This window comes from Virgibacillus salarius (assembly GCF_039521925.1).
GTDB lineage: Bacteria > Bacillota > Bacilli > Bacillales > Amphibacillaceae > Virgibacillus > Virgibacillus salarius.
The window spans coordinates 1-10,394 of the sequence record NZ_BAAACY010000018.1 but is presented as its reverse complement, the minus strand read 5'-3'; the positions used below and the strand labels follow the sequence as shown (position 1 = coordinate 10,394).

The 10,394-nt window shown below is 37.3% G+C and carries 10 protein-coding genes; 3 read left to right on the top strand and 7 right to left on the bottom strand.

What is annotated here, in order from left to right; genetic code table 11:
- The first annotated feature begins 172 nt into the window (after positions 1-172).
- The 3 genes from ABDZ84_RS03185 to ABDZ84_RS03175 all read left to right on the top strand — a co-directional run bounded on the left by ABDZ84_RS03185 (position 173) and on the right by ABDZ84_RS03175 (position 3,293).
- Positions 173-682 (top strand): hypothetical protein, encoded by a 510-nt coding sequence (locus tag ABDZ84_RS03185; protein ID WP_051388258.1) that lies wholly within the window; start codon positions 173-175, stop codon positions 680-682.
- Positions 683-902: 220 nt separating this feature from the next.
- Positions 903-2,483 carry an esterase/lipase family protein gene (locus tag ABDZ84_RS03180; protein WP_026680112.1) on the top strand — a complete coding sequence of 527 codons (1,581 nt, stop codon included), beginning with the start codon at positions 903-905 and terminating at the stop codon, positions 2,481-2,483.
- 354 nt (positions 2,484-2,837) lie between these two features.
- Positions 2,838-3,293 (top strand): hypothetical protein, encoded by a 456-nt coding sequence (locus ABDZ84_RS03175; protein WP_026680111.1) that lies wholly within the window; start codon positions 2,838-2,840, stop codon positions 3,291-3,293.
- A gap of 101 nt (positions 3,294-3,394) precedes the next feature.
- On the opposite strand, the gene ABDZ84_RS03170 is transcribed toward ABDZ84_RS03175, so the two are convergent.
- The 7 genes from ABDZ84_RS03170 to rfbA are packed head-to-tail and all read right to left on the bottom strand — an operon-like array spanning position 3,395 to position 10,147.
- Entirely contained in the window at positions 3,395-5,095 is a 1,701-nt protein-coding gene (locus ABDZ84_RS03170; protein ID WP_343780030.1) for a DUF6044 family protein, read from the bottom strand.
- Positions 5,055-6,185 carry a dTDP-4-amino-4,6-dideoxygalactose transaminase gene (rffA, locus tag ABDZ84_RS03165; protein WP_026680109.1) on the bottom strand — a complete coding sequence of 377 codons (1,131 nt, stop codon included), beginning with the start codon at positions 6,183-6,185 and terminating at the stop codon, positions 5,055-5,057. The genes ABDZ84_RS03170 and rffA overlap by 41 nt, the downstream gene beginning before the upstream one ends.
- Before the next feature lie 4 nt (positions 6,186-6,189).
- A complete protein-coding gene (locus ABDZ84_RS03160) occupies positions 6,190-6,546 on the bottom strand; it encodes an EamA family transporter (protein WP_026680108.1) in 357 nt (118 codons plus the stop codon).
- A 2-nt stretch (positions 6,547-6,548) separates the two neighbouring features.
- Positions 6,549-7,238 carry a GNAT family N-acetyltransferase gene (locus ABDZ84_RS03155; protein ID WP_343780025.1) on the bottom strand — a complete coding sequence of 230 codons (690 nt, stop codon included), beginning with the start codon at positions 7,236-7,238 and terminating at the stop codon, positions 6,549-6,551.
- A gap of 4 nt (positions 7,239-7,242) precedes the next feature.
- Complete coding sequence (locus ABDZ84_RS03150) at positions 7,243-8,223, bottom strand: glycosyltransferase family 2 protein (RefSeq protein WP_321133258.1); 981 nt, start codon at positions 8,221-8,223, stop codon at positions 7,243-7,245.
- Entirely contained in the window at positions 8,184-9,221 is a 1,038-nt protein-coding gene (gene rfbB, locus ABDZ84_RS03145) for a dTDP-glucose 4,6-dehydratase (protein WP_026680105.1), read from the bottom strand. Before rfbB ends, ABDZ84_RS03150 begins: the two co-directional genes overlap by 40 nt.
- Positions 9,221-10,147, bottom strand: coding sequence for a glucose-1-phosphate thymidylyltransferase RfbA (gene rfbA, locus ABDZ84_RS03140; protein ID WP_121605753.1), 927 nt, complete (start codon positions 10,145-10,147; stop codon positions 9,221-9,223). The genes rfbB and rfbA overlap by 1 nt, the downstream gene beginning before the upstream one ends.
- Positions 10,148-10,394: the final 247 nt, after the last annotated feature.

Genomic DNA, 10,394 nt, shown 5'->3' with positions numbered 1-10,394 from the left:
GCTACTAGAGGAAGCGTAAATCTGAGCATGTAGTGATAAGGAATGAGCGAATTTTGCTCCGTTTTTCTTAATTAGTTTATTTGGATCAATCTTTATTATCCATGCCATTTTTTCCACGGATCTAATGATGGTAATTCCTCTAACAGTGATAATCTGGACTTGCTTCTATTACGTGGTCAAAAAGAAACCGAAAAAATTTGTAGAAGAAGCGAAAATTTACTTTCAGCAAAATATGACAAATCAATCATATCAGCTTAGCATTATGCTCGGTGCAGGAGTATTAATTTATGCGTTAAATCAAACAAATTTTGGTGATTATGTAGTGGATGGTGTTTATGCGTTGCAAGAGATGCTACCATTTATTAATATCCTATATCTTCTTCCATTTATTGTGATTTTCCTTGGGTTTATTGGAATGGGACCATTAACCGTGATGGTTTTAGTAGCAGGAATATTAGAAAATATCGCTCTACCATATCCTCCTGAGTTAATTGTATTAGCAGTCGCATCTGGTAGCGTCATCTCTATTTTAATTTCACCTCTGATAATGCCAGTAATTATTTTAAGTGCCTCGAACGGTTTAAATGGTTTTAAAAATGGGATTCGCTTTAATTTTAAATATGCAATCGTATTTTATATTATGGTACAGATTTATGTACAAACGATGATACATCTATGGTGAACAACTGCTGAATTCGTTGGCTACGAATTCAGCAGTTTTTAAAATAAAAGGCTGTAGTGTTTTAAATAATCATCGCTTTATAACTTCTTTACTTTAGTTAGTTATTAAAGAAGCCCTGTTTTTCATAAATATAAAGGAGTAAAAGCCCTTTTCAGTTCCATCATTTTACAATGATGTTTATATAGTAACTACCACTAATATTCTGAATGGGGGAGAAGAGATGACGATTCGACTGCTCGTTATGTTTCTTTTCGGTTTACTTGTAATATCCATTCCGTGTTATGTAGCAGCACAAGCAAAAGGTATAGCTAGTCCACGACTTGTAGGCAAGGGTGACGACATAACGGTATTTGGGAAAGGAAATAACGGTAACGATGAAACACCAGGAGAATGGTTTGTTGGGGAGACACCTGAACATCCACAAGAGGGAGCACCTGTCTTATTATTTGTCCCAGGATTAAACAATGTGGCTCAGATCTTTTGGGAAGACAATGGTTTGTATGAGGCAGCCTATGAGGCAGGCTATCATACGGCATTTGTTCAGCTATACGATGCTGGTGGGGCTTCGGCTGATATGTGGGATAACGGAAGACTACTTGCTGACAAAATTGAAGAAATAGCCGCGCATTTTAATGGCCAGCCAATTACATTAGTTGCCTATAGTAAAGGAGGAGTTGATGCTCAGGCTGCAGTAACATATTATGATGCATGGCAATATGTAGATAATATTATTACGCTTTCTAGTCCACATCATGGCTCACAGCTAGCAGATTTGGCAAATAGCTCCTGGGCTGGTTGGCTGGCAGATTTACTCGGTATGCAAGGGGAAGGCACTACTGCAGTGGAGACAGGATATATGGAGCATTTTCGCTCCATCACTGATTCTGAACCATATGCATACTACAACGATATTTATACGCTTGGAGGAACGGATTGGGGGTCCATATTCTCTGCTACTTGGTATGGTGGCGTCTATCTCTCTAGTTATGGAGATAATGATGGTGTAGTAACAGCTGTTAGTAGTAATTTACCGGGTGGTCAAGAAATTGCTATAGGAGACTGGAATCATACTTCAGTTCGCAGTGAAGTCATATTTCCTGTCTTTGAGAGCTTCATAGCGGATGAATCGGTGCCTGGAAGAAGCTTCTCACCAAGCTCCTATAGAATGCCATTACCCACCTCAGACCATTTAGTACGTGGTAATTCGCTAGTTCAAAATAAGAGCGATCAGCTTTCTCTACCGATTGAAGATGGTGTAGACGAGATAACAGTGCAAGTTTATGCGGCTCATGAATTAAATCAGCTTGCATTAATAGATCCATCGGGCAAATCGTATATAGCTACGCAAGCAACAACTCAAGAATCCGGAGGGATATTTACAGGAGCTACTGCATATACAATTCCAGTAAAAAATCCTGTCTCTGGAGAATGGATGGTTGAACTAGGGAGTAAACAGGATAGTGCCTATTTGCTTGTTGCCAATTATGATACTCCAAGGAAGTGGAATCTAGTATCGAATATGAATAAAAATAGTAAAAATAAATCATTTTATTATCAATTAAAGACTGATGATTCCTTCATTCAAGAAGATAGCTTAAAAGCCAGCTATAAAATAGTGGAGTCTGGAACGATGAACGAAGTAAAGTCATTTTCAACGAAAGGAAATGTAGATATGTCTACAAATCTAACATTTCCAAAGAAAAATCAAGCTTATAATATTACCGTAGACATTAGTGGAAAAACAAAGAAAGGTTCTACTTTCGAACGAACCATTATCGATTCTGTATATATTGAGGATTGATGCAAGGAGGCTGGGAGAGACGAATTTTATCCAGATCCTAACCCGAACGGTTTCATTACTTAAAATAGGTTCTATCGTCGCACCATTAAAATACTATGATTTCCGCGGGCGAGGTTTTGTCTCTAGTAAAGCATACTGACTCCTGGGGCTTCACAAAATTTTCTTCTCCCATAGCCTTTTCTATACCAGTCCCTATAAATTGTTTATTTAAGAGGTGTATCTTTCTCGGTTTTCTGTAATATTTTTCGAGTTAAGCTAATGAATTAGTTGAAGATGAATGTTACTAGTCGTTCTAATAATAATTTGTTGTAGCTATGAATAATATGGTAGCAAGCATAAAAAGGAGATGAAACTTTGCATAAACTATTACTATTGCTTTTTATACTTGCTATTGCTGTTGCGGGCACCATATATTTTGTTGTTGCATCATCACCAGAGCATCAAGCAGAGGAGGCTGCCGAGGAATTTTACGCCTATGAGCAAAGAGGAGCTTTTTCTGAGTCCTGGGAAATGTTGCATCCAATGATGAAAGAAAAATTTCCAAAAGGAACGTATATTCAGGATCGATCAGATGTCATTATGAATTATTTTGGAGTACTCCATTTCACATATAGCTTTGGAGATATCGAGGAAATGAAGAATTGGCTTCCTACAGTAGAGGGAGAACCAATTCCGATCGTTTATCGAATCACCGTCTCTCAACATTTTAACGGGAAATACGGTAATTCTACCTTAATACAGGATGTTTATATGGCAGAGGTTGATGGAGAATGGAAGTTGCTATGGGATTATCAAAATATGGATAGTTAATGCATGGAAATGGAGAATAGTCCTGTATATATACTGCTCACTAGAAATCACACATTTCATAAAAGGTCGCGCAGCTCTGCCGTTGAGCTTGCGCGATTCCACTAATCTACATGATAAAGCCAAATCTTCCATGCAGCATTAGGGTGTTCGAATGTCTTCTCTAGTGTGAGATGAAGTTCCTCTGCATTATTAATAGGTACAGCTGCTAAGATATACTCTCCTCCCAGATCTTTCAATGCCTTCGTATTTATATCCAGATCTTCAATTGGGTCATTCCGATTTTTGGTATAGAGATAATTTTCACCGTGTTCAGCTACATACATATATAATCTACCGCCCCACGTATCAAAATAATTCTCTAACAATGGATTTTTTTCAAGTTCGTCCGCAATAATTCTCCTAAACGCTTGTTTATAACCCAAAGGAAAACTGTTATTGTATGTATCCAGCGTATAAAACCCATTGTACTGTGCGATAGTTGGATGCATTCCAATACTTACCACTCGGTAATCTTCGAGATTCTTACCAATATATAACTGAATTTCAGTAAACAATTCTTCAGAATAAAATTCTTTAAATGTCGGTGTGCCAATAGAATTATATTTACTTTCCTCATTTAATGGAAATAAAACCAGCCCGCATTGAGCAATAATTAAAAAAACAGCAATGAATCTACCAAAGCGAAGGTGTTTCCAAATAATTGCCAATGCTAAAGCAAAGCAGATGTACCAAATAGCTGGATCGAAAAAGTGAATCCGGGCAAAATTGAAGGTGTTGGCAATCATAAAATTATCCTTCACTACACGCCATCCCTCCCAATACCAAAATGCATACCAGATGGAAAGGGAAAAATTAATAAAAAATAATCCTAATAACCATGTTGGTTTAATAGACCGATAGCCTGCAATGATAAAGGCAAACCCAATTACCGGTATAATAATCCAGTAATGCTGTGCCATATCATGGGTATGACCATAGAGGAAATTTTCAAATGATAACTCTACACTTCGTTGCAAGGAATTATGCCCTAAATTTAATGCGTCGCGATGAGAAGTGAATCCCGAACTAAAAAACATGGACGTGATTAATAGGTAATTTTTTAGTACATAAATACTTGTCATTGCTGCAATTGCCCCAAAAAACGGCCAATGAAACTGCTTCAAGCGAATCCAATCGATAAGCCAAATTAGACCCATGATGGTTAAAAAGAAAACAAAGGTTAGCACAAAACTAGACAGAAATGGGATAAGCAATAGGGTTAGCCAATAATACCAAGGTGTTGCTTTCCCATATTTCCGAATGGATAAAAATAAGAACAAGGCTAGTGGTAATCCAGCAATCGATAGCATACCTGATGGCCAATAGGGTAATAAAGCAAACCCTAACGAGGAACCAACAGTAATGATTGGTATCTTCCTACCAAACGAAGTGAAATGCTTTAATAATAGATACATACCGAAAAAAGCCACGAACCGCATGATAGTTTGCCCAATGCTGTACGCTGTCATGGGTTCAAACATGGTATATAGCCATACCATTGCATCTAATCCAGAAGGTAGGGAACTTCTTGGTAACCCATTAATGATGTTGGGAAATATCGTATCCGTTAAGCTAAAAATTTGGCCACTTTCTGCAAGCAAGTGATACCATACGATATTGGAGTCTAAATTATCGTGTACACGAATATGTGTGTCTTCACCTAGAATGTAATACGGCATCAGGTAGGCAACGATAACTAGACAAGCAATGCCTATCAGAAGCTTATGGTTGGAAAAACAGTTGTATTTTGTTGACCACATCATTAATTGCCTCTTCTCCTATCCCATAGTAAAGCGGTAAGCGTAATAAGCGATTACTTTCCGTTGTTGTATGCGTATCCTCACCAATAAATGCACCGAATTGTTTCCCAGCATGTGCGCTATGTAAGGGAACATAATGAGTAGCTGTCACAATCTCATGTTCGTCTAAAAACTGTTGCAATTGATATCTTTCTGACTGGTTTTTCATTTTAATATAATACATATGTGCATTATGTTCACATGGATTGGGAACGGTTGGTAAATCAATCTTTCCAGCCAGCTGTAAGTTTAGTAAACCGTGATTGTATTGGTTCCAACTATGTAGACGATCGTGATGGATCTTACTAGCGTGTTCAAGCTGTACGGATAAATAGGCAGCATTAATTTCACTTAATAAATAGGATGAACCAACATCTCTCCATGTATATTTGTCGATCTCTCCACGAATAAATTGAGAACGATTCGTTCCTTTTTCCTGGATCATCTCTGCCCGTTCGCTAAGGGAAGGATCGTTAATGAGTAATGCACCGCCCTCACCACACGTATAATTCTTAGTATCATGAAAGCTAAGTGTTCCCATGTGTCCAATCGAACCAAGTGCTTTTCCTTTATATGTACTCATTAAGCCTTGTGCGGCATCTTCAATAACCCATAAATTATGGCTGTTTGCTAACGTTAATATTTCATCCATATCACAGCTTACACCAGCATAGTGAACGACCACAATGGCTTTGGTCTGATCGGTAATCGCCCGTGCCACTTCCTTTGGATCAATATTCATGGTGCCTGGATCAATATCAACAAATCGAATCGAAGCACCGCGTAATGCATAGGCATTGGCAGTAGAAACAAATGTATAAGAAGGCATAATAACTTCATCATCTGGTTGAACATTCAATAATAAAGCGGTCATCTCTAATGCTGCGGTACAGGAAGGGGTCAGTAATGCTTTATCACAAGTTAACTGGTTCTCTAACCAGTTCGTACATTTTTTTCCAAATGAACCATTACCCGAAATTTTGTTGAACGTGATAGCTTGTTGGATAGCGGTCATCTCTGAACCAATCACACAAGGTTTATTAAACGGAATCATAGAATCACCTCATTATAATAATACCTGCAATCACAAGGGAAAATCCGACTATTTTTGGAGGAGATACTGGTTCCCCAAATAGTACAGCAGAAAGTATAAATACAAGTACAAAAGAAAGACTCATAAAAGGATATGCATAGCTAATATCAAACTTAGTCATCGCTACCATCCAGCATAGCGCTGCTAGAAAAGCAGAAAACAAGCCAGATAGAATCCATGGATTTAGTAATAACTGTAGTAGGAAATTGATTTTCCCCATAAATGCATTTGGTAAACTTCCATATTGATCAATTTTCCATTTTAGAATTAATTGGCCATAAACTGTGAACCCAATGGTCCCAAGAATATACAGATATCCCATTGTTACACCCCAACTGGTAAAGAGCCATTTAATTTATGATAGACATCTACAGCACCATTTAATCGGAAGCCTAATGAAATAAAAACATTTAATGATGCCGGATTCGAAGGAGAAATCGATGTTCTGACTTCCTCATAATTGCCAATACGAAACAATTCATCAACACAATGGCTGGTAAACGATTTTGCAAGACCTCTCCCGCGATAGGATTTATCCATCGCTAGTAGAAGGACTTTATTAGAATCATAAGCAAAGAAGCCAGCTAAATGATTTCCGTAGATTAGCGCAACAATTTTATCTGCTTGAATTAAATCATTTACCCAGTTTTTATAGCGATGATCAGCCATGAAATTAGGAATATTAAAGTCACGATGAAATCGTCCATTTGTAAAGACTTCACCAGCGATTTCTAAAATATGTGCTTTATCATAATCTCTAGAAAGCTCCATACCATCTTGTTTGAATAATTTCAATTTGCTTTTTTGGCATACTGGTTCTATTAACGTATCTGTATAATAAAAGCCGTATTTATACAACTTCTCTGTATTGATAGTTGGATCAATCTTTAGAGTGAAATGTCCTTCTATTTGATTCGTTTCCTGTAAGGCTTCCTCTGAAGTGCTGGTGAGCTCATACGTATTAATATGAAAATTCCGTTTATCCCAAGGGGTTGGTTTTAAATATGTGTCCATGCTATCAGCTCCGTTTGTTTGTTTCATATTCTTTACTGTCTGTTGTTTCTCTTATCAAATAAAGCGGCCGATCTTTTGTTTCATTAAATACCTTTCCGATATATAATCCTAGAATTCCAAAATTAAAGAAAATCAATCCACCAATGAAATAGATAGAAACCATGACACTTGTCCAACCTTGTACAGGTTCAGCAAGGAAAAAATATCTACCAAATAAGTACATACCGTAAATAAAGGATACAGAAGAAATAAGAAATCCGAATTGAATGGATAGCCTCAATGGCTTATTAGATTGGGAAATAATCGCATCCGTTGCTAACGTAATTAATTTCTTTAGATTATAGGAAGATTTCCCTTCTTTTCGTGCGTCATGTTCAATTGGAATAGAGGTGCTTTCATATCCCATCCACTGCAAAAACAAGGGAAAAAAACGATTTTGTTCTCGCATTTGTCGATAGCCTACTACTACTTTTTGAGATACGATACTGTAATTGGCAATTGTATAATCAGATGTCCCACCAGAAAAATAATCATAGATGCGGTAGAAAAATTGTGATGACTTCTTCTTCAACCAATTATCTCTGCGTTCCATACGTTTTCCGAAAACCACCTCATAACCTTCTTGACTCTTTTTATACAATTTTTTTATTTCTTCTGGTCGATCTTGTAAATCACAATCCATGACGACAACCCAGTCTCCGTTTGTGTAATCAAGTCCTGCCGTTATTGCATGGTGTTGTCCAAAATTTCGAGCTAAGTTCAATCCTCTAATTTGTTTATCTTTATTATTCAAATCTTTAATGGTCTGCCAAGCATTATCCGGACTAGCATCATTAACTAGAATGATTTCGTATTGGGCTGGAATCTCTTCTATCGTAGTTTTGATTCGACTGCATAATTCACGGAGGCATTGTGTACAGCCGTAGACCGGAATAACGACAGAAATTAATGGACTTTGCTTTTCGCCCATTGCCTTATATACCATTTTATAGTCTTCTGAAGGCCGGTATGAAAGTCCTCTACCGGTTTCCAGCCCAATTCTGTTCGTATTTTTTGATCGTCAACGGCATAACGTTGATCATGTCCAGGGCGATCTTTTGTATACGTGATAAGCTCCCCATGCGAAGAAAGGCCATTTTCCCTTTTAGACTCAGGAGTTAGCTCATCTAAAATGTGACAAACCTTCTTAGCAATTGCTATGTTTGTCTGTTCATTGGAACCACCAATATTATATTTTTCCAAAGATTTCCCATGATGAAAAACAAGATCGAGTGCACCACAGTGGTCTGACACATATAACCAATCACGAATATTAGATCCGTCACCATAAATAGGAATTGCTTCCCCTTTTAGTGCTTTTCGAATAATGGTTGGAATTAATTTTTCATCATGCTGTTTTGGACCGTAATTATTTGAACTACTCGTCACCACTACATCCATTCCGTACGTGTATCCAAAGCTTTTAACGAGCATATTTGCCCCAGCTTTTGATGCACTATAGGGATTTCGAGGATTATAAGGTGTTGTCTCCGTAAATTTCCCTTTTTCACCTAATGAACCGTAAACTTCATCTGTAGAGATATGATGGAATCGTCTGTGTTGTAATTGCCGCTTTCTTTGCCAATCATTTTTGGCAATTTGTAGTAACACCATGGTTCCAAGCACATTTGTTTGAATAAAATGGTTAGCATCTTCAATAGATCTATCTACATGTGATTCAGCTGCAAAATGAATAACACCACCGATATCATAGCGATTGAATATAGTTGTAACAAGTTGTTCATCCGTAATATCTCCATGAATAAAATGGTAGTTAGGTGAATCACTTACCTCGGTTAAATGTAATAGATTACCTGCATACGTCAGTTTATCGAGATTGATAATAGTATAGTCTGGGTGTTTTTTCATGAAATATGGAATGAAATTAGCACCGATAAACCCTGCGCCGCCAGTAATTAAGATAGTAGATTTATTTGTTTTCATTATTCAACCAGCCCTAGCATTGGATTACGATCAATAGTATCCCAATATTGTTGTGTGTGTTTACGGTCAGCGATTTCTAATAGATAGGCTCCATAATCGTTTTTTTTCATCGCTTTTCCTTTTTTATATAATTGCTCCCTAGAAATATACCCTAGGTAATAGGCGATTTCCTCGAGACAAGCTAACTTAAACCCTTGACGTTGTTGAGTAATTTTAACAAATTCCGATGCGTCAAACAGTGATTCATGGGTTCCAGCATCCATCCAAGCAAATCCTCTGCCAAGCAGTTCTACATCTAGCTGCCCTCGTCTTAAATATGCTTTATTTAAATCTGTGATTTCGAGTTCTCCTCTTGCTGATGGTTTTAATGTATTTGCTAGTTTCACAGCTTGATTGTCGTATATATAAAGTCCGGTCACGGCAAAGTCAGATCTTGGCTCCTCCGGTTTTTCTTCGAGTGATATTGCCTTTTGTCGATGGTCAAATTCTACGACACCGAAACGACCTGGGTCCTTTACACGGTAACCAAAAATAGTTGCATGCTTATGATTTCTAAGCGCATGGCGAAGTAGTGTTGTAAACCCTTGTCCGTAGAATATATTATCTCCTAGAATTAACGTGACAGCGTCATTCTTTAAAAAATGTTTAGAAAGTGTTAAAGCTTCTGGAATGCCATTAGGTTGTTTTTGTTCACTATACTTCAAGGTAATACCTAGTGATGAACCATCTCCGAGCAGTTCTTCAAATCTTGGCTTAGCTTCGGGTGTACTAATAATCATGATTTCCTTAATACCCCCAAGCATGAGAACAGATAATGGATAGTAGATCATTGGCTTGTCATAGACTGCTAGCAAGTGCTTATTGATACTGTCTGTGCTAGGAGAAAGTCTTGAACCACTTCCCCCAGCTAAAATGATTCCCTTCATGTACGACACCCCTTATCTCGATATCAATGCATCCATATTTTAACAATAGTATCTTATATAGTATTACCTCAAATGTCTTCATTCTAATCTTACATTTTTATTTCAAAAGTATGTCAAAGATAAAAAAGGGGGAATGAAGGAGTTGAAGAAGTAGAGAAATAAGTATATCATTTGATAATTGAGTTAATTTCATAATATAGAGCCCTTGGGGCTCAAGACTTTAAAGACATAAAAATTAGAGCACCTC

Coding starts and splice junctions, on each gene's coding strand:
- ABDZ84_RS03180 (WP_026680112.1), top strand. CDS start 903: ATGACGATTCGACTGCTCGTTATGTTTCTTTTCGGTTTACTTGTAATA.
- ABDZ84_RS03170 (WP_343780030.1), bottom strand. CDS start 5,095: ATGATGTGGTCAACAAAATACAACTGTTTTTCCAACCATAAGCTTCTG.
- rffA (WP_026680109.1), bottom strand. CDS start 6,185: ATGATTCCGTTTAATAAACCTTGTGTGATTGGTTCAGAGATGACCGCT.
- ABDZ84_RS03160 (WP_026680108.1), bottom strand. CDS start 6,546: ATGGGATATCTGTATATTCTTGGGACCATTGGGTTCACAGTTTATGGC.
- ABDZ84_RS03155 (WP_343780025.1), bottom strand. CDS start 7,238: ATGGACACATATTTAAAACCAACCCCTTGGGATAAACGGAATTTTCAT.
- ABDZ84_RS03150 (WP_321133258.1), bottom strand. CDS start 8,223: ATGGTATATAAGGCAATGGGCGAAAAGCAAAGTCCATTAATTTCTGTC.
- rfbB (WP_026680105.1), bottom strand. CDS start 9,221: ATGAAAACAAATAAATCTACTATCTTAATTACTGGCGGCGCAGGGTTT.
- rfbA (WP_121605753.1), bottom strand. CDS start 10,147: ATGAAGGGAATCATTTTAGCTGGGGGAAGTGGTTCAAGACTTTCTCCT.